The following is an 18,810-nucleotide window of genomic DNA, read 5'->3' on the forward strand; positions in this document are numbered from 1 at the left end:
ACACGCTAAAAAGAGACCGTATCTTACTTGTATATACAAGTATGTACAAGTACACTCTAGGCATTCTAATTCAATCTAAGTCAGCCCATGAATCAACCTGTCGATTTGTGTATTAACAATGTTCGCATCATGACAATGGCGAACACCGATAAGCCCCTGGAAGTCTTAGCCAACGGAGCCCTTGGGATCAAGAACGGCAAAATCACTTTTGTAGGCTCGCAAACTGACTTCGCAGAAGAAGCATGTAAAGTTATTGATGGCCAGGGAAAATGGCTGTTGCCTGGCTTCATCGATTGCCACACTCATTTGGTGTATGGCGGAAGTCGTGCTGCTGAATTTGAGAAACGGCTAGAGGGCATTAGCTACGCAGAGATCGCCAAGCAGGGTGGTGGCATTAAATCAACGGTCAAAGCGACCCGAGAAACGAGTGAAGAAATGCTCTTTGAGCAGGCATTAAAACGCGTTCGGAGGCTGGCAGAAGAAGGCGTTACCACCGTTGAAATCAAATCAGGCTATGGCTTGGACATGGACACAGAAGTTAAAATGTTAAAAGTCGCCAAACGGTTGTCTGCAGCAACACCGATAAATGTGCAATCAACCTATTTAGGTGTCCATGCATTGCCAAACGAATTTTTGGAAAGAGCGGATGCATATATAGATTTTGTTTGTAGTGAAGTTATGCCAGAAATCGCCGAGCAGGATTTGGCTAATTGTGTTGATGTGTTTTGTGAGTCCATCGGGTTTACACCAGCACAATGTCAGCGGGTTTTTGAGTCTGCTAAGTCACTCGGGTTAAATATTAAGGCTCACGTAGAACAATTGAGCGATCTTAAAGGCGCATTATTGGCCAGCCAAATGGGCGCGCTATCAGTCGATCATGTCGAGTACCTGGCCGAGCAAGATATTCCTACGATTGCTCAAACAGACACTGTAGCGGTATTGCTTCCTGGCGCTTTTTACTATTTGAACGAGACACAAAAGCCACCAGTTGATGCGTTGCGCCGCCACAAGGTTCCTATGGCTGTAGCGACAGATTTAAATCCCGGTAGTTCTCCTGTTGCATCATTATTAACGGCGATGAATATGGCCAGTGTATTATTTGGTTTAACGCCTGCTGAAGTGTTAATGGGCACAACGCGATATGCTGCAAAGGCGTTAGGTATGCAAAACAAAGGCACTATTGCCACAGGTAAAGATGCTGACCTATGTCTTTGGGATATTGAACACCCGATTGAATTAGTTTACGGGATCAATCATCATCGTCCCGATAAAGTCTGGCTCGGGGGCAAAGATGTCAGCTAAGTCTCATTTTGAATTTTGGCAAGGCAGGATAGACAGCGAAGACGGCGATCTCGGTAAGCGTTGGCATCAAGCATTAAGTTCCGATGCAAATGACACAGAGCTTGCATTGGTGGGTTTTGCCAGTGATTTAGGGGTGATCGCCAATAAAGGCAGAGCAGGAGCTAAAAATGGACCTAACGCGATTAGGACCGCGTTGGCTAATGTGGCATGGCATAGTGACAAGAGCTTTTATGACTATGGCAACATCGAAGCCAAAAATAGTTTAGCGACTGCGCAGCAACACTACGCAGATGCAATTTGTCAGTGTTTGCAGCAGCAAAAATACGTTATTGGGTTCGGTGGCGGTCATGAAATCGCGTGGGGCAGCTACCAGGGTTTACATGCTCATTTGGATCAACAAACCAAACAGGCAAATATCGGAATTATTAATTTTGATGCGCATTTTGATTTACGTAAGCCTGCACCAGATACCAGCTCAGGCACGCCATTTTATCAAATCGCCAAACATTGCCAGCAGCATGCACTAGATTTTCAATATACGTGTCTGGGAGTGGCAAAAACGGCGAATACCCAAGCGTTATATTCCCGAGCCAATACTCTCAATGTTCGCTATCTAAGTGATACCGACTTCTGCGTTGATGGCGCAAAATCAATATTAGCGGAGTTTTTACAGTCGATAGATCATCTTTATCTGACAGTGTGCTTAGACGTGTTTAACGCTGGTATTGCTCCTGGAGTGAGTGCACCAGCCGCCTTGGGTATTGATTTAAAGAAGGTAGTTGAGCTGATTCATTGGATTGGTCAATCTCAGTCTAAATTGAGGTTTAGTTGGCGTTTAGCCGATATCGCTGAAATGAACCCTGCTTATGATATCGACAATCGTACCGCTAAACTTGCCGCAAGATTAGTGTTTGAAATGCATCAAGCGATGATTGCTCAGTCATGACCGTTGACGATTAAGAACTAGCACTATTCATTCCATCAACTATTAACTATCACTATTCTTCATCCTAGTTGAATTTAAAAGTGTTATAAATACGATAATTGATAACAGGGGTCTCTTTATGTCTATTCGTCTAATCATAATTTCGTTATTATGCTCATGCATGATGACTGTTCAAGGTGCTGAACAGTTGTTTACCCAACAACCTACAATGATGCCAAAAATGGCAAAATCGGGCGAGCATAGCGTTGGCGTTAAAACCTTTGAAGTGGCGAATCCTCAACAACTCAACTTAACTGATTTTGAGAGTCTTCAAGACCGTCAATTGACATTGGAAGTATGGTATCCGGCACAAAAAGGCGGAAAATTAGCAACCTATGAAAACGTTACTCGGTTAAATAAAGCCTTTGCCGTTCAAGGTGAAGCATATCGAGACGCGAAGCCGCAAGCGCAAGGCGATTTTCCACTTGTCGTGTTGTCCCATGGTTATACCGGGTATCGAACTATTATGTTTTATTTAGGTGAGCATCTTGCGAGTCACGGTTATGTGGTGGTAGGTATTGATCATACTGATTCAACCAATGAAGACGTGGATTTTAATAACAATCCAGGAAGTGGCTTTGTGAGTACACTGATTAATCGAGCAAGGGATCAGCAGTTTGTATTGGACTATTTTTCTAAATCCAATCATGAATTTAGTGAAGTCACTAATACTGATCATGCCGCGGTGATTGGGTACTCAATGGGTGGCTTTGGCGCCATTAATACCGTTGGAGGCTGTTATGATTTTAACTCAGCAGGCTTGCAACGTCTTGGCTTTCCTGAGCAAGCAGCCAACGCAATGTTGCCATTGTTTAACTTTTGTCGGGCAGGTCTTGAAAACGTTGATAACCGTTGGAAAGCCATGATCTCCTTTGCACCATGGGGGCAGGAGCTGAATGTCCACAGTGCAGCATCTCTTGCACAAATCAATGTGCCCACGTTGTATATTGCTGGTGAGAATGATGATATTTCTGGATATGAAATGGGTGTAAAAAAGTTATATGAACAAACTGGTGGGGAAAATACATTTATGTTGGTGTATGAGAATGCGCGACATAACTTTGCACCGCATCCAGCGCCAAAAGTAGCCTTTGAAACCGATATTGAAATTGGTCACTATATTGAGCCAGCTTGGAGCAACGAAGCGCTGACTCGTATTAACGAGCACTTTGCCTTGAGCTTTTTAAATTGTTACGTGAAAAGCCATGAAGAATCTTGCCAATTACTGCCGACCCGAGAAGACGCGACCCAATTAAAAGATGCGCAAGGCAAGCTATCTGAACCCTGGCCTGGGTTTCCTGATCGCTGGGGCACAGGAATGCAATTCCATTCCAAGAAAGTGAACGAATAAAATTAAATGACGCCATAAACAGATGGGTTAAATGTCTGTTTATTGATTTACATCACGGCGATAGCCTGAGCTCCGATTAGACTTAACCGTAATTGTGTTTCCAGTTTCGAAAGAAGTTTGGGGGGCCGACAGGCAATCACGTGGAGTATCTCAATATCTCGTTGGCGGCGATAACCGCTGTTGTACTTTTTGTATTTGGCTTGGAACATTTTTCGCAGGAAATTGAACGGATCTCTGGCGAACGCTTTCGTAAGTCAATCAGCGCGGCAACCAAACTTCCGGTTGTTGGTGTTTTGCTGGGTGCGCTAGTGACCATGGTGATCCAGTCCAGCTCTGCGACGTCTGTCATCACCATCAGTCTGGTCAATGCCGGTGTATTATCATTTAAAAATAGTGTCGGGATTATTTTTGGTAGTAACATCGGTACTACAATCACCGCTCAACTCGTCGCATTTAAACTGACAAATTTTGCGCCTTTTTTTATCGTTTTGGGCTTTTTCCTATCCTTACTAAATAGTCGAGCATCGATTTTCGGCAAAGCTATTTTTTACTTTGGATTCGTCTTCTTTAGTCTCCAACTTGTGTCCGACTCCCTATCTCCACTGCAGCAAAATACCTATTTGATGAGTGTTCTGACTGAGCCGCAAAATCCTATCTTTGCGTTACTTATTGGCGCGCTGTTTACCGCACTGGTCCAGTCTAGTTCGGTGACTACCGGATTGGCCATTGTATTTACCCAACAAGGAATGATAGGTCTAGAAAACGCCGTACCACTCATAATGGGGGCAAATATTGGGACTACTGTAACAGCATTTATTGCTGTTTTTAATATGGACATTGCCGCCAAAAAAGCCGCGCTTAGCCACTTGCTGTTCAATCTCGGTGGAGTGCTTATGTTTATCCCGATACTCCTGGTTTATGGACATGAATTAGAGCAATATCGCTCAGATCCGGCGGTGGCATTGGCGACGATACATTTGGTGTTTAATGTAGTTACGAGTATTGTTTTCACCTTGGCGATTACACCGTTTACTAGACTTATTGATTATATAATGGGCGAGGGCAAAATGGATTTCGAGCGCCTCAACCTTCCTGTTTTCGATCAAAGCGAAAGCTTTGAAAGTGTCAAAGAAAAATTGGATAAGGGGCTGCCTGAACTCTTTGATTTTATGCAGGAGAATTACAATGTGGTGACCTTGAGTATAGAAACAAATTTCCGTGGCATTTTGCACGCGGCTGAAAAACGATTGCAATACACGGATTTTGTTAAAAAAGAGTTTTTGCACTATTTTTCGTCTGCCGTGACCTTGGTTAATGAACCGGCAGAATCCAAAGAGTTTATTCGACTGTTTAATCAATATGACTACCTGTTTCAAATCCACGATTCAATCAAGGATCTGCATGAAGCGAAGCGGGGTCTGGACGAGCGATTTATAGAAATGAAAAGTGATCTGTTGTTGATGACCCGTAGCTTGTCTAGCCTGACATTGGAATACTTTCATGACATCGCAGCGACGAAAGACGAAGTCGATTCCGAACAAGCAAAAACTTCAGCAAAAGCCCTGCAACATGAGATCGATGAAGCCAATCGCACGCTATTGTCACTCATGCTAGATTCCACTCGTGCCGATGTAGGCGTATTAACTAATTTTATGACCTATAGTCAACGTTTGAAAGATAAGTTAAGTAACTACTCGCGTTTACAAAAAATCGCATTGCAACGGGGATAAGCGGAAGGTGAATCACTCTGAGTTGGAAAAAGTAACCTGGGAAAAGCAGGCCATTGATGTATTTATTCAGTGGTACAACAGCAATCACACTGATGCGTTACAATTTTTAGCCCACAATTTGCCAACCAAGCCCGACGTCTCTTGTTTACTAGAACATAAACTCGTGGATATCGAGATCGCACATCTTTATGGTTCAACCTATGAAGCGAAACAGATTTTGGGCAAAGAACTCAATGCCAATACTAGGGAAGAGTTAACGTTTCTTGAGCAAAAGCAGGATGTAGATAGTCGTTTAGTCGAAGCGCTTAATCGGATCCTAATGAATAAATCCACAAAGTTTTATGATAGTGAGTGCACTTGGCTGGTCATACGCAATGCTCATCCAGCTTGGAATAGCCGATTTATTTCCAGATTTACTAACCTGCTTGTTATCCCAAAAGATCATCCATTTGAGAAAATCTGGATTATCGGGGATATCGATGCACAGTCGGGTGTTCTGCAACTTTTTCCAAACCAACAAAATGGCTGCCAACAATGAACGTGAAAACGGTCTTGGTAATAGAAGGTAGCGTCAATGTTTTGATGGTGCTGGCGAAATTTGCGGTAGGGTTGAAAACTGGATCCGCCGCAATTATTGCTGATGCTTTGCATTCGTTGACGGACTTGATCAATAACCTGGTTGCCTGGATGGCGGTGCGGGTGGCTGAGAAACCGGCTGATTCGGATCACCATTATGGCCATCAAAAATTTGAACAGCTCGCTGTGTTTTTTTTAGCGACTCTGCTGAGCGTGGTGGCAATAGAAGTGCTAATCAACGCCATCAGAAGATTCTCTCAACCTGTTGAAGACAGTACCATTGGCTTAGCAATTCTGGCCGGTGCAATGGTTATCAATTTAGCTTTATCTTTATGGCAAAAACGCTGGGCTGAAAAGCTTGATTCAGACATTCTTTTTGCTGATGCAAGTCATACTTTCAGCGATGTATTAACCACACTGGCTGTTATTGTTGGGTGGCAACTAGCAACCTTAGGCTGGTATTGGATTGATACGCTATTTGCAATCTTAGTTTCAGGGCTCATCGGTGTTTTGGCATTTCGCTTGTTCTCTCGCGCAATTCCTAACCTTGTTGACCAGAATCAGCTGAACACTGTCAATGTCAGGTCACGGTTACTGAGTCTGCCTGAGATAATTGAATTGCGAAGCTTAAGGATCCGCAGCATCAATAATCAACACTTTGCCGATATCACCATTGCTGTCGACGGGCAACGTAGTGTTAGCCGCACCCATGATCTCGCCGATCAAATAGAAGGGATCCTCGCTAGAGAATTTGCAATCTGTGACGTCACTGTGCACATCGAGCCTTATTTAGACAATTTAACCCTCGTTAAATAGCGCTGCCTCCATACTCTGACTCTATGCAGAACTCATACAGCAAAGATCAACACGCCCTAATTGTCACCATTTAACTTTTGTGCGCGATTGATTGCTAATTTACTTAGTGGTGGTCCTACGATTTCAAAAAATACCGTTGCTGTAATGACAATAGACAAAATAGCCTGAGCATGCTGTGGAAATTGGTTTGCAGCAATAAGTGCCATACCAATTTCGACACCTGCTTGAGGCAACAGCGCTAACCCCATCCACCTTTTTGTTGCCACATCAGCTTGGCTTAGTAGAGCACCTACATAAGCCCCCAAACATTTTCCAAAAATCCGTAAAACCACATAGGCGATCAGAATGTAAAGAGTGCCATTGAGTAATTCAAATTTAAGTGAGGCGCCAGCCAGCACAAAGAAAATCACCATGAATGGCCATTCTATGTTTTCGATTTCGTGAAAGGGATATTCATGATGTTGTGCAATATTGGCAATGGTTGCCCCTAAAACCATCACAGTAATAAGAAAAGAAACGTCTAAATAGATAGCTAGCCCACCTGAGAACAACACCAACCCCAAGGTTTCTACCAGCGTTGGCTGGCCGGGTTTGATTCTTCCAGTTAAAACCGACGCAGGCAATCCAATAAAAACACCAAGAAATACAGCGCCAACGATGTGTACTACCCCCTCAATGAAGGGGGCAATTGCGTTAGCGTAATTGACATCAACCAAAGCAAATGAGATTGCCATACTGAATAATATCATCGCCCACACATCATCAATCGCGGTGATCTGCAACAGTAATCGGGAAAAAGCGCTGTTGTCTTTTGTCTCCAGAATAATATCGACAATGGGGGCAGGAGCGGTCGCCGATGCGATACATGCCAAAACTACCACGACGCTAATAGGAAGAGCAGTGAACTGCATCCCTGCAAAGACCAATATAACGGTGAATAAGGCAGCGCATGCAGAAACCCAAAACATCGGTTTGCTGTTTACTTTAAGGTTTTTCAGATCAAACTGGCCACCTAACAAAAACCCAATAACCAATAACGCGATGGTTGAAAAAAATTCGAATTGTTGTGAGATAACAGCCGGGATCAATTGAAAGCCTTCATCCCCCATTAAAACGCCAAATAACAATAACAGGGTGACGCGAGGTAAGGGGGTTTTTCGTCCAATGAAATCTGTGGTCATGCCCAACAATAAGATACCACCAAGGCCAAGCAGAATAATTCCGATTTCGGTCATGGATGTGCTCTTTTTGTTATTAAATAATAGTGAACCGAGTATAGAAAAACTCACCAACCCCTTGTTGATTCAGATCAACAAGGTTCTGAAGAACATGAATATCACTGAGTGGAAGGGAGTCGCAGTACTTACTGATACAAATGATTAGCGGCGATGAATTTCGCTACGCCATTTGTGACTAGTTGGTCTAAAGGTTTGCCTGCGGTGATGGCCTCGCGCACAGCCGTGGAGCGCACCGCAACCCTTTCTGGCACGACGATGCGACCCCATTGTTTAAGAATGTTGTCCGCTTGATAAAATTTGTGCCAGTTTTTGAGATTGTCCGGTCCAATAACAAAAAACAACTGGTGCTCTTTTAACTGATTGTTTTGCAAATGCTGCAATAAATCATAGGTGTAAACTGGCTTGGAGCCGTCGCTTAAAGTATGTTCGATGGCGAATACCTCAACTTGTGACAAATTGATATCGCGCTGAAACTCATCAAGCAACGCTAATCGTGTGTCATACTCGAGCATATCTTTACCAAATGCATGGGCAAAAGACGGGACAAGTAGAATTTTGTCAACATTGGTAGACTCCAACAAATAGTGTAATGCGTCTAAATGGCCTCGCGTTGGAGGATTAAAAGCAGAACCAAATATTGCTACACGCATTTCTTCTCTTTCAAACAAGCTGATGGCAAAACGCTAAGATTATAGCAATTCTGACAATTATCTAGGGCAATATTTCCCTCATGCACTTGGACAAAATCTTTGATGTGCATAGGTTTTTGTCAAAATGATACTTGTATCAATGACCATTAGCAGTAATATCAATATTGAATAGTAAAAAAGGAATCTATCGATTGGCCAAATCACGCTTTATCGCTTCGATCAATGTCGACCCTCAAAAAGGTTTCACGCCTTTATGTCCTGACGAGTTACCGGTAAAAGACGGGCATTTGATTGTCCCTGAATTACTCAAACAAAATGCTTTAGCGGATCTGTTAGTGGCTTCTAGTGATGCCCATTGTGATGCTGCGCTATTTAAAGTGGAAAAAGACGAAGAACAATTTCAGCCACTTGATTATGCCAACACTGATTGCACGTTCAAAATGCATTGCCAACCGGGTACCAAAGGATTTGAATTATTAGATGGGTTACCAAATCCCACAGAGTATAACTTTTTTGTTTGGAAAGGCGTCGCACCCGATCTTCACCCCTACGGTGCTTGTTATCACGATTTAGCTGAAAAGCTTTCAACCGGACTAATCGAATATTTGGTCTTCAATGATGTTAATACTGTGATTGTTGGAGGGCTAGCTACCGACTTTTGTGTTGCAACGACAGCCAAGCAACTTCAACGTTCAGGTCGTTTTGATGTTTTGCTGAATGTCGCTGCATGCAGAGGTATTTCGCCCGATGGTGTCGCCGCACAGATCGAGGAAATGCAATCCTCAGGCGTGCAAGTTTTTGAAAACAGCGCAGCAATTGAGCGTTGGTTAGAGCAATAACTTTAAAAGTGAAACTGATGAAAACTGGCTTGCTTAGGAATACCTTGTTTAAAGAAAACCTCAATTTTTCTGCCTTGGATAATGATTTTTATAAAATGAACATGTGGCAATGCTTCATGCACCAGTATCCTTATGTGGAGGAGGTCGAATATAAATTTGTACTTCGCAGCGAAACAGATTTAAGACCCTTGATAGGCGAGATTCGAGACGAATTAGATAACTTGGACGGTCTAAAATTCACCGAAGATCAGGTCAATTGGTTGCAAAAAACCCCTTGGTACACCAAAGACTTTGTTGAGTGGGCCAGGATGTGGAGTTTTCAAAAACGCTTTCTATTTATTGGCGAAGAAAACAATCAGCTGACTATCACTGCCCGTGGCCCGTTGATGCATGTGCATAACTTTGAAATGCCCGTATTATCAACCGTTTCAGAAGTCTACAATCGAACCCATTATTCCGACAAAACCTACGAAGATGTCAGGCGACCCTTATTTCACAAAATAGAGTGGCTAAAGGCTCAGCATGAAAAGCACGATCTTACTGGGCTCAGTATCGCTGATTTTGGGACTCGTCGTCGGTTCAGCTATGAGTCTCAATTAACCGTTGTCAGCATGCTCAAAGACATGCTCCCAGAGTTTTTTATTGGTACATCCAATATGCACATTGCCAAGGAGCTTGGTGTTAACCCCATAGGCACGATGGCGCACGAAATTTTCATGCTGTCGCAACAAGTAGGCGTTCAGCTTGCCAATTCGCAAAAACATACATTGGAATGTTGGGTAAAAGAATTCAGAGGGCGTTTAGGCTATGCGTTAACCGATGTGATTGGGATGGACGCCTTCATTCGGGATTTTGATTTATATTTTGCCAAACTCTTTGATGGACTCAGACACGACTCTGGTTGCCCATTCGTTTTTGGCGAAAAGGCCATCAAAATGTATCAAGATTTGGGTATTGATCCTTTAACAAAGACGTTAATATTTAGCGACGGTGTCGATTTTGAAACCATGGTTGAAGTGTTTTTAAGGTTTAGGGGTAAAATCAAAACCTCGTTTGGCATAGGGACCTTTTTATCCAATGACGTTGAAGGAGCAGAGCCGCTAAACATGGTGATGAAGTTGGTCCGTGTCAATGGCCGTCCGGTGGCCAAAATCTCTGATTCTAAAGGGAAAAACTTGTGTGAAGACGAAAATTTCGTGAATTATCTCAAAGATGTATACAAGGTGGATTGGGCGGATTAATCGCCCTTAAAAAGTTGTTCATCCGTGCATCGCATGCCACACCTTCTTATACAATGATTCAACCTTTTGCTGATCAACCAAACGAGGATTATTAGCGGGTGAGCCAGATGCAATCGCCTGTTTGGCCATCGTGGAGATGAGCGCATCGTAGGTCTCCTTTTTCACGCCAAATTCTTTTAGCGTTGGCACATCTAATCTTGAATTCATACCCTGCAAATAGGCTACTAAGGTTTTATGGGCGGTTTTTTGATCTGAAGTACTACTGACTAAACCCATATACACTGCGCATTCAGCATAGCGCTGTGGATGTCCACTAAGGGAAAAATCCGTAATAGTCGGTAGTAACATGGCATTGCTCATGCCATGAGGAATATGAAAGTGCACACCAAGTGGTCGACTCATGCCATGCACTAACGCAACAGAAGCATTTGAAAACGCTATGCCTGCCAAGGTGGCGCCTAACATGACCTTTTCTTTTGCTTCTATATTGCGTGCGTTTAAATGCTCTGTTTCCACGCACGCATCAAGAATGTTAGGGGCAATAAGCTTCATGGCTGCAATGGCTTGCTGATCACTAAATAGGTTGGCCTTGCGACTAACAAAGGCTTCGATTCCGTGCGTTAATGCATCGATTGCCGTATCAGCAGCGACTCGTTTAGGTAAGCTTAGTGTCAGCTGATAATCAACGATTGCGGCTTTAGGCATTAACCCTGAGCCCATGCAAAGCATTTTTTCACCGCTGGTGGCGCTGGTTATCACTGTGACTGCCGTAGCTTCTGAACCTGTCCCTGCTGTGGTAGGTATGGCAATCACAGGAATCGATTCGGTTTCAACAAGTTTGGGCACTTTGTAGTCGGTCATAGTGCCGCCATGACTTACTAGCAACGCAATTGCTTTGGCGCTATCTATGGCGCTGCCACCACCTAATGCAATCAAACAATCACATTGGTGTTGTTTAACCAGTTCAATTGCGGGGAACAAACTTTTATCGTCTGGTTCAGCCATGACATCAGCGAAAATTTGCACAGGCAAAGGCTGCATAATGGCTTCGATGGTATCCACTAAACCCAAAGAAAACATAGTCTTATCAGTGATGATACAGGGTTTTTGGCAGCCAATACTGAAGATAACTTCCTTCAGTTGCTGTATCGAACCGCCCCCTATTTTAACTAAACCAGGGAGTCGAATTGAGTGGACCATAAACGGTATCCTTAGACTGGTTCAGTGATCTTCATGGGCGACGGATAAACGATGCATTAATACAGCAGCTTTGTGCATGTTCTTGCGGAAACTGTCCATATCGGCGACTTCATCTTTCGTATGACCTCCTGATCCCATCAACCCCAGGCCATCTAAGGCCATTTCAACATGGCTCGCAGCAAAAGAAATGTCAGCTGCTCCTGCATTACGTGGGTTGACAGCCTCAACTGTGCCATAGCCCAGCGACATACTGGCCTGGCTATACAACTCCAGCAGTTGGTAATTACCCGGCGTAGGTGCCATAGGGGGATAACCGTCACCTATTTGCAAGGTCGCATTGGTATGCAACAAGTTTTGCGAAACAATGTTGTACATGACAGTTTTTGCATTATCAAGTTCTTCTTGGGTTAATGCTCTAATTCCTCCTTGAACAATCAGATCTTTCGCCACGATATTGTTTTTACCGAAGGCTGTCGCTGTCGATGTTTTGGCCTGCAGGTTCGTTTCCGTGCCGCCAGCGATAAGACCAGGGTTGAAGGTCAGCTCTCCTTTTCCTGCTAGTTGTGTACGAAACTCATTTAAAATTCTGGCAGCTTCAAAAATTGCACCGTAGCCAACTTCATCACTGAAAATTTGTGATGAGTGGGCAGCACGACCCGATACATCAAGCTTCCAATTAACCGAACCCCTGCGAGCGACAACGGCGGTTTTTATGTTGCTGTCACCATCTTCAAACCCTAATGCAATATCTGCCCACTTCGCAGCATCAATAATAGCGGCCTTCGACTGGGATAGAGGTCGTCCGCTACTTTCCTCATCACCCGTCATTACTACTTTTATGTTGAGATTTTCTAGGGTGCCAGCGGCTTTTAAGGCCCGTAACACTTCGATTATAATGACGTTGCCGCCTTTCATATCCGTAATGCCCGGTCCGGCAACATAACGTTCATCGATAGGGCGGAATTTTTGAAACTCATCGTCTTGAGCAAACACCGTATCTAAATGACCAATCATTAAAATTTTAGGCCCATTACCCGCATATTCTGCAAGCAAATGACCAGAGCGATTGAAAGTTGCGCCGTCTACCCATTGGGTTGTTAAACCTATGTCTTCGAACTGTTTTTTATATAGCATTCCAACCGCTTTGACTCCTGCAAAGTTCATGGTGCCACTGTTGATATTCACTGACTTTTCCAATAACCGCATTGCCTCAGGGTATTGATCGTTGAGATGCTTTACGATTTTGTGCTCCTCTAAGGACTGGCCGGTACCAACGGAAACCGCATTTGTGTATGGCGCTAATATTAACGCTAGAATTAACAAGCCAATTTGAATTTTATTCAAAATGATTAACCGTGAAGGAAACTGATCTCCAGCATAGAATTATGCAAATGACTTGTCTAGCGCGTAGCAAGAATGAGGATGAATTGTCGTTGAACCTTAATAAACTGCGTTTTTTACTATTTGTTGCCATGCTAACCTGTAAAAAGTCCGTGTATTCATGTACATTACGCGCAATTTAAGTCTAGACACTAGTGAGAGTGAGGGATCCTGATTTGGTCATTATCCTGAACCCAATTCAACGAGGAATAATATGAAAACACACTCCGATATTGCCGTTGTTGGCCTGGCTGTAATGGGCGAAAACCTGATACTTAACATGGCAAGTAAAGGGTTCACCGTTACCGCTTTTAATCGCTCATACGGCAAAGTGGAAAAGTTTTTAGCTACCCGAGCTAAAGATAAAACTATTCGCGGAGCAGATTCTATAGAGAACCTCGTTAGCTCACTGTCAACGCCAAGAAAAGTCATGTTAATGGTGAAGTCTGGACAACCCGTCGATGACTTTATTGAACAACTTGTGCCTCACCTTGAAGCAGGAGACATCATAATCGATGGCGGCAACAGTCAATTTGAAGATTCCAATCGTCGTACCACAATGTTGGCCGAAAAAGGGTTATTGTACGTCGGGACGGGTGTATCAGGCGGAGAAGAAGGCGCACTCCTTGGACCATCAATAATGCCTGGCGGTAACCCAGAAGCTTGGCCACATGTTAAGCCTATCTTTCAAGCCATTTCTGCCAAAGTAAAAGATGAAAACGGTGAGTTGACCATCCCATGTTGTGATTGGGTCGGAGAGGGCGGTGCTGGCCACTTCGTTAAAATGGTTCATAACGGCATTGAATATGGTGACATGCAAATCATTTGTGAAGGCTTTATTTTAATGCAGGATTTGCTGGGTATGAGCACCGATGAAATGGAAACGGTATTCAGACAGTGGAATGAAACTGAGCTTTCCAGTTATCTTACAGAAATCACAGCTGATATTTTGGGCTATAAAGAAAATGGCGAAGCACTGGTTAACAATATCTTAGATACTGCGGGCCAAAAAGGCACAGGTAAGTGGACAGGCATCACAGCACTGCACCTTGGTGTTCCGCTGACACTCATTGGAGAAGCGGTATTTGCACGCTGCTTGTCAGCGATCAAAGAACAGCGGGTCAAAGCCTCAAAAGTTATCAAAGGGCCAACTGCTTCCTTTACAGGTGATAAAAGCGCATTTTTAGAGAGTTTGCGTCAAGCATTGCTGGCGTCAAAGATTGTCTCTTATGCACAAGGTTTTGCAGTGATGCAAGAAGCAGCCAAAGAATACAGCTGGAATTTGGATTACGGCTCCATCGCCATGATGTGGCGCGAAGGCTGTATTATTCGTTCTGTATTTCTAGACAATATCAAAGCCGCTTATGATACAAACCCTGGATTAGACAACTTGCTATTGGATGATTACTTCAACACCGTGGTTGAAAATGCACAACAGGGTTGGCGTGAAGTTGTTGCCACCGCTGCAATGCAGGGAGTAGCCATGCCATGTTTGTCTTCGGCCTTAAGTTACTTTGATGGCTATCGCACTGAAAATTTGCCTGCCAATTTGTTACAAGCTCAGCGCGACTATTTTGGTGCCCATACCTATGAGCGAAAAGATAAGCCTAGAGGTGAATTCTTCCATACTAATTGGACTGGACGAGGCGGCGACACTGCCTCGACAACCTATGACGTTTAATCAAGACATTGTTTAACCTAATCCAGGATTGGGTGTAGTTACTAAAGCCGACATTGTCGGCTTTTTTTATGCCTTAACTCAACAAAAGCAAAGATTTAGACGATCGGACATAAGCGCCATTCGTTTGGACATATTTAACGCCTAGCTCCTTAAGTAACATTCTCCCTGTCGAAACAAATTGGTTTACACAACTTCTACTTGAGGAATATGACATGACTAAATTATTTAACTTAAAAACACTTCTCGCTGTTTTGGTAATGGGATTTACTTCGGTTGCTTTTGCCGGTGTGGATACGCAAACAAACGAAAATGGCGTCATCTTGGCAGGTTATGATGCGGTTGCTTATTTTACGGTTGGTGAGCCAACGTTAGGAAATGCCGAGTTTACAGCCGTTCACAAAGATGCAATTTACCGCTTTAGTTCAGCTGAAAATCGAGATTTGTTTACCCAGAATCCTGAAAAGTATGAGCCAGCCTATGGTGGTTTTTGTGCCTTCGGTGCGACGTTTGGTAAAAAATTCGAGGTGGATGGCAAGGCATTCGAAATTGTTGATGGTAAGCTATACGTCAATAAAAACAGACAAGTATACGATGCTTGGAAACAAAATATTCCTAAGCATTTGATGGAAGCGAATACAGAGTGGCCTGAAATCGAATTTGTTGCTGCTAACGATTTATAAACGTAAAGAATATCTCCCTTCATTCCAGAGCAACTGGAACCTTGTAGCCCCGCACTTGTGGGGCTTTTTTTTGGCTGTTTCGCGGCCGCTTTATCAGTGCAATTCTTACATTTTTTTACGATAACAAATTCTTAAAAATCTAAACTTTACAATGCCTTATACGAAGTTGAGCTGATCTGTTAACAAAATACTTACACATTAAACGTTTTTTGTTACACAAAAAAACACTTAACTCTCTATTTTAAAAAGAGTTTTTAAGTCTGGAGAGTTGTTTTTTTGGTGAATTCAATCTATAACTAAAAATGTTATGAGCAGTCTTTGAATTATTCATAGGTAGTAGGCCTCGCTGATCACATGGAATTTTAATGGAGAGTTATCTAAGGATCGCTTTCCATTTTGCGCAAGGTCATTGTCAATGCAACGTTGATAATGAAACACCAAAAAATAATAAATTGGGAACAACACATGAAAAACAAGATCTCTAAGCTCAGTAGCAGTATACGACTGTCTATCGCGCTAGGCGCAGCTATGACTGTCGGATTTCAGGGAACAGCATTGGCACAGGACGTCACAGACGAAACCGCCAGTGTTGAAAAAATTGCCATTGTTGGTACACGTTCGGCACCTCGTTCTGTAGGTGAGTCGGCAGTACCTATCGATATTATCAGTGCTGAAGAATTTAAAAGCACAGGCTCTACAGATATTACCACTATGATGCAGGCAGCTGTGCCTTCGTTCAACGTAAACGACCAACCTATTAACGATGCCTCTACGCTTGTTCGCCCAGCAAACCTGCGCGGGTTAGCACCGGATCACACCTTGATACTTGTAAATGGTAAGCGTCGCCACCGCTCTGCGGTTATTACGTTTTTGGGTGGACAAATTTCTGATGGCGCACAAGGCCCGGACATCTCGGTGATCCCTTCTGTCGCCTTAAAACAAGTCGAAGTACTGCGTGACGGCGCTGCCGCCCAATATGGTTCGGATGCGATCGCTGGCGTAATCAACTTTGCGCTAAAAGATGATGCGGAAGGTGGCTCGGTTGAATTCAATACTGGCCGATACTATGAAGGTGATGGTGATGCTTTCATGTTAGCGGGTAACGTGGGTGTTGCACTAACAGATGATGGCTTCGCTAATTTCTCTGTGGAATATCGTACTTCTGATCCAACATCTCGCAGTGTACAACGTGATGACGCCGCAGCCTTGATAGCGGGTGGGAACACCTTTGTGGCTGATCCTGCACAAATATGGGGAAGCCCAGAAATCGTTGATGACCTGAAATTTTTTGCCAATATGGGCTTAGATCTCGGCGACAACAAAGAGGCCTATTTGTTTGGTAACTATGCCAGACGAGAAGTCGAAGGTGGTTTCTACTTCCGTAACCCTCACAACCGTGGTGGTGTAAATGACGGTGGTACAAATGAAGACGGTGAGCAATTGCTGTTGGTTGGCGATTTAACCTCTGATATGTCAGGTAATTGTCCAACGGATATTGTTGTTGGAAGTAATGTGTTGGAAAATCCAACGTACATTTCTGACGTTGCAAACAATCCAGATTGTTTCGCGTTTAACGAAATGTTCCCTGGCGGTTTCACACCTAGATTTGGTGGTATCGTAACAGATGCTTCAATCGTGGCGGGTACGCGTGGCACCCTTGATAATGACGTTAATTACGACGTCAGTGGTTATTTTGGTAACAACGAGATTGAATATGCAATCAGCAATACCATTAACCCGTCGCTTGGACCGGACACTCCTACATCATTTAAACCTGGTCGTTATATTCAAACAGAAGCTAGCTTCAACGTTGACGTAAACAAATCGTTTGATGTGGGTATGGAGGAGCCTTTATTCCTGGCAGGTGGTCTTGAATACCGCTATGAAGCGTTTGAAGCCATTGCGGGAGATCCGAAATCTTACGAAGTAGGTCCATTAGCAGCCCAAGGGTTTGGTATTGGCTCTAATGGTTTCCCAGGACTAGCCGCAAGATTCCAAGGCAAAGACAGTCGTAACAGTGTGGCGCTTTATGTTGACTCGGAGTTGTATCTAACCGAAGACTTCATGGTGGGTGCTGCAATACGCTTCGAGGATTTTACTGATTTTGGTAATACCACCAAAGGTAAATTCTCTGCGCGTTATCAAGCGTCAGACACTATTGCTTTGCGTGGTGCTGTGGCAACTGGTTTTAAAGCACCTACCATTGGTCAATCGAATGTACGTAACGTAACAACCGCATTCTCTGCAGCAGGTTTGGTAGATAGAGCAACCTTGCCACCTTCTGATCCCATTGCGATTCAAAAAGGCGCGACACCACTCGAGCCGGAAGAGTCTACCAGTTATAGCTTTGGTTTAGTGGGTGAGTTCGACAACGGTCTGTTTGTGACAATCGATTACTTCAATATTGAACTTGAAGATCGTATCAGTACCACTTCAGGTATCCAGTTGACTGACGCAGACATTGCAGCACTTTTAGCCCAAGGCGTAACGGATGCGTCAAGTTTCAGCGAAGTTAGCTTCTTTACTAACGACTTTGCGACGACAACCCAGGGTATTGATTTAGTTGCAAATTACAATGCAGAAATGTTTGGTGGCGACACCGTATTCTCATTGGCTGCAAACTGGACGGATACGCAAGTTGATGACGTGAAAACCTTTGAAGTGAATGGCGAAGAAGTTAAAAACATTTCTGACACCCGTATTCGCATGATTGAAGACAACTTGCCTGAATATCGTTTCAGTCTTACCGCCAATCACACTAATGGTGATTGGAGATTCTTGACTCGTGTTAATTACTTTGGCGAGATCTTCGAAGATCACATCGACGCAGGTTTGCCAATCGAAGAAGTGAGCTCTGAGATCACCGTTGATATAGAAGTGGGTTATCACTTGAACGAAAATTTTGTGCTGACTGTTGGTGCAAGAAACGCGTTTGATAATACCCCTGACGAAAACGTTTTATACGATACCGAAGTCGCTGGTTCTCAGTATCCAACCACTTCACCTATCGGTATAAACGGTGGTTATTACTATCTTAAAGGTGTTTACAGCTTCTAAGAAATAGCACTAATCAATTGTAGAGCCGGTCTTAGTGACCGGCTTTTTTTGTTTTAACTTATTGTGAATGGCGCAAGCGGCAAG

Annotated in this window: 15 protein-coding genes; 11 read left to right on the plus strand and 4 right to left on the minus strand. The window is 43.6% G+C overall.

Annotated elements, in window-relative coordinates:
• Positions 1–87: 87 nt before the first annotated feature.
• The 6 genes from hutI to FM019_RS17135 all read left to right on the plus strand — a co-directional run bounded on the left by hutI (position 88) and on the right by FM019_RS17135 (position 6,760).
• Positions 88–1,302, plus strand: coding sequence for an imidazolonepropionase (gene hutI / locus FM019_RS17110; RefSeq protein ID WP_143837183.1), 1,215 nt, complete (start codon positions 88–90; stop codon positions 1,300–1,302).
• Positions 1,292–2,248, plus strand: coding sequence for a formimidoylglutamase (gene hutG, locus FM019_RS17115; RefSeq protein ID WP_143837184.1), 957 nt, complete (start codon positions 1,292–1,294; stop codon positions 2,246–2,248). The genes hutI and hutG overlap by 11 nt, the downstream gene beginning before the upstream one ends.
• A gap of 160 nt (positions 2,249–2,408) precedes the next feature.
• Positions 2,409–3,638, plus strand: a complete 1,230-nt coding sequence (locus FM019_RS17120) for an alpha/beta hydrolase family protein (RefSeq protein WP_260681655.1) — start codon at positions 2,409–2,411, stop codon at positions 3,636–3,638.
• Between the two features lie 140 nt (positions 3,639–3,778).
• Entirely contained in the window at positions 3,779–5,368 is a 1,590-nt protein-coding gene (locus FM019_RS17125; protein WP_260681656.1) for a Na/Pi cotransporter family protein, read from the plus strand.
• A 7-nt stretch (positions 5,369–5,375) separates the two neighbouring features.
• Positions 5,376–5,906: a hypothetical protein gene (locus FM019_RS17130; protein WP_143837186.1), complete on the plus strand. Its 531-nt coding sequence runs from the start codon at positions 5,376–5,378 to the stop codon at positions 5,904–5,906.
• Positions 5,903–6,760: a cation diffusion facilitator family transporter gene (locus FM019_RS17135; RefSeq protein ID WP_143837187.1), complete on the plus strand. Its 858-nt coding sequence runs from the start codon at positions 5,903–5,905 to the stop codon at positions 6,758–6,760. Before FM019_RS17130 ends, FM019_RS17135 begins: the two co-directional genes overlap by 4 nt.
• 56 nt (positions 6,761–6,816) lie before the next feature.
• Here the strand turns inward: FM019_RS17135 and FM019_RS17140 are convergent, their stop codons facing one another.
• Together FM019_RS17140 and FM019_RS17145 are read right to left on the minus strand one after the other, a co-directional pair.
• The gene (locus FM019_RS17140; protein ID WP_143837188.1) at positions 6,817–7,995 is read right to left on the minus strand and encodes a cation:proton antiporter; all 1,179 of its coding nucleotides are present in this window, start codon (positions 7,993–7,995) and stop codon (positions 6,817–6,819) included.
• Positions 7,996–8,123: 128 nt separating this feature from the next.
• Entirely contained in the window at positions 8,124–8,648 is a 525-nt protein-coding gene (locus FM019_RS17145; protein ID WP_143837189.1) for a nicotinate-nicotinamide nucleotide adenylyltransferase, read from the minus strand.
• Positions 8,649–8,839: 191 nt separating this feature from the next.
• On the opposite strand from FM019_RS17145, the gene FM019_RS17150 reads away from it, so the two are divergent.
• Both FM019_RS17150 and pncB read left to right on the plus strand, forming a co-directional pair.
• The gene (locus FM019_RS17150; RefSeq protein ID WP_143837190.1) at positions 8,840–9,487 is read left to right on the plus strand and encodes an isochorismatase family protein; all 648 of its coding nucleotides are present in this window, start codon (positions 8,840–8,842) and stop codon (positions 9,485–9,487) included.
• A gap of 17 nt (positions 9,488–9,504) precedes the next feature.
• On the plus strand, positions 9,505–10,728 hold the full coding sequence (pncB, locus tag FM019_RS17155; RefSeq protein WP_143837191.1) for a nicotinate phosphoribosyltransferase: 1,224 nt from the start codon (positions 9,505–9,507) through the stop codon (positions 10,726–10,728).
• An 18-nt stretch (positions 10,729–10,746) separates the two neighbouring features.
• Here the strand turns inward: pncB and FM019_RS17160 are convergent, their stop codons facing one another.
• Positions 10,747–11,928 carry an iron-containing alcohol dehydrogenase gene (locus FM019_RS17160; RefSeq protein WP_143837192.1) on the minus strand — a complete coding sequence of 394 codons (1,182 nt, stop codon included), beginning with the start codon at positions 11,926–11,928 and terminating at the stop codon, positions 10,747–10,749.
• A 21-nt stretch (positions 11,929–11,949) separates the two neighbouring features.
• Entirely contained in the window at positions 11,950–13,275 is a 1,326-nt protein-coding gene (locus FM019_RS17165) for a M20/M25/M40 family metallo-hydrolase (protein WP_409553386.1), read from the minus strand.
• Positions 13,276–13,522: 247 nt separating this feature from the next.
• Between FM019_RS17165 and gnd the strand changes: the two genes are divergently transcribed.
• From gnd to FM019_RS17180, 3 genes are all read left to right on the plus strand, one after another.
• Positions 13,523–14,989, plus strand: a complete 1,467-nt coding sequence (gene gnd, locus FM019_RS17170) for a decarboxylating NADP(+)-dependent phosphogluconate dehydrogenase (protein ID WP_143837193.1) — start codon at positions 13,523–13,525, stop codon at positions 14,987–14,989.
• A gap of 212 nt (positions 14,990–15,201) precedes the next feature.
• Positions 15,202–15,669, plus strand: a complete 468-nt coding sequence (locus FM019_RS17175; RefSeq protein ID WP_143837194.1) for a YHS domain-containing (seleno)protein — start codon at positions 15,202–15,204, stop codon at positions 15,667–15,669.
• Between the two features lie 465 nt (positions 15,670–16,134).
• Complete coding sequence (locus tag FM019_RS17180) at positions 16,135–18,726, plus strand: TonB-dependent siderophore receptor (protein ID WP_143837195.1); 2,592 nt, start codon at positions 16,135–16,137, stop codon at positions 18,724–18,726.
• Positions 18,727–18,810 lie beyond the last annotated feature (84 nt).

The sequence above is a fragment of the Aliiglaciecola sp. M165 genome (assembly GCF_007197995.1).
Taxonomy (GTDB): domain Bacteria; phylum Pseudomonadota; class Gammaproteobacteria; order Enterobacterales; family Alteromonadaceae; genus Aliiglaciecola.

What these genes read in the sequence shown, in the direction of transcription:
- FM019_RS17120 (WP_260681655.1), top strand. Translation starts at nt 2,409, where the DNA reads ATGATGACTGTTCAAGGTGCTGAACAGTTGTTTACCCAACAACCTACA.
- FM019_RS17140 (WP_143837188.1), bottom strand. Translation starts at nt 7,995, where the DNA reads ATGACCGAAATCGGAATTATTCTGCTTGGCCTTGGTGGTATCTTATTG.
- hutG (WP_143837184.1), top strand. Translation starts at nt 1,292, where the DNA reads ATGTCAGCTAAGTCTCATTTTGAATTTTGGCAAGGCAGGATAGACAGC.
- gnd (WP_143837193.1), top strand. Translation starts at nt 13,523, where the DNA reads ATGAAAACACACTCCGATATTGCCGTTGTTGGCCTGGCTGTAATGGGC.
- hutI (WP_143837183.1), top strand. Translation starts at nt 88, where the DNA reads ATGAATCAACCTGTCGATTTGTGTATTAACAATGTTCGCATCATGACA.
- pncB (WP_143837191.1), top strand. Translation starts at nt 9,505, where the DNA reads ATGAAAACTGGCTTGCTTAGGAATACCTTGTTTAAAGAAAACCTCAAT.
- FM019_RS17180 (WP_143837195.1), top strand. Translation starts at nt 16,135, where the DNA reads ATGAAAAACAAGATCTCTAAGCTCAGTAGCAGTATACGACTGTCTATC.
- FM019_RS17175 (WP_143837194.1), top strand. Translation starts at nt 15,202, where the DNA reads ATGACTAAATTATTTAACTTAAAAACACTTCTCGCTGTTTTGGTAATG.
- FM019_RS17135 (WP_143837187.1), top strand. Translation starts at nt 5,903, where the DNA reads ATGAACGTGAAAACGGTCTTGGTAATAGAAGGTAGCGTCAATGTTTTG.
- FM019_RS17145 (WP_143837189.1), bottom strand. Translation starts at nt 8,648, where the DNA reads ATGCGTGTAGCAATATTTGGTTCTGCTTTTAATCCTCCAACGCGAGGC.
- FM019_RS17160 (WP_143837192.1), bottom strand. Translation starts at nt 11,928, where the DNA reads ATGGTCCACTCAATTCGACTCCCTGGTTTAGTTAAAATAGGGGGCGGT.